Annotated in this window: 1 protein-coding gene; it reads right to left on the bottom strand. The window is 67.4% G+C overall.

Going from position 1 to position 549, the window contains the following annotated elements; all coding sequences use genetic code 11:
* Positions 1 to 131: 131 nt before the first annotated feature.
* The coding region (locus E2H86_RS25815; protein WP_306767657.1) for an NAD(P)-dependent oxidoreductase at positions 132 to 549 on the bottom strand (418 nt) is incomplete at its 5' end.

The raw sequence follows: 549 nt of genomic DNA, 5'->3' as shown, positions 1-549 counted from the left end.
GTCGGTGGCTTGCCCGCCGCGATTGGCGCGTGCCCATTCCGTCTGGACATCGGGCTTGCGAAACTTGGCAGGCAGGCGCGTGAAGACTTCGGCTTCACGCACCGCCGGTGGGGAAAGCAGGAACATGGACATCACGCCGCCGTGCGGGCACGTTCCTCGCTCACCGCGAGCACATTGGCCGCCGCGCCCTTGCCCATGTTCAAGTAGGCCGCGTCGCTCACGCCACCGATGTGCGGCGACAGGATGATGTTCGCAACGCCCTGGAACGGGTGCGGTGCGGTCATCGGTTCCACGTCGAAGCTGTCGAGCCCCGCTGCACGGAGTCGGCCGTTGGCCAGCGCTTCCACCAGCGCGGCTTCGTCAATGAGGCCGCCGCACGCCGTGTTGACCAGAATCGCGCCGGGCTTGAAGCAGCTGAACGCGTCGCGGTTCAGCATCTTGCGGATCTCGGCGGTCAACGGGCAGTGCAGCGAGACCACGCCGGACCGCGCGTACAACTCACCGAGCGCCACCAGCTGGACGCCTGCCGGCGCCTCTTTCGTGTACGGG

This window comes from Pseudomonas putida (assembly GCF_004357765.1).
Classification (GTDB): domain Bacteria; phylum Pseudomonadota; class Gammaproteobacteria; order Pseudomonadales; family Pseudomonadaceae; genus Aquipseudomonas; species Aquipseudomonas putida_U.
Note: the sequence above shows the minus strand (reverse complement) of the source record. Positions and strands in the feature narration are given on the sequence as shown.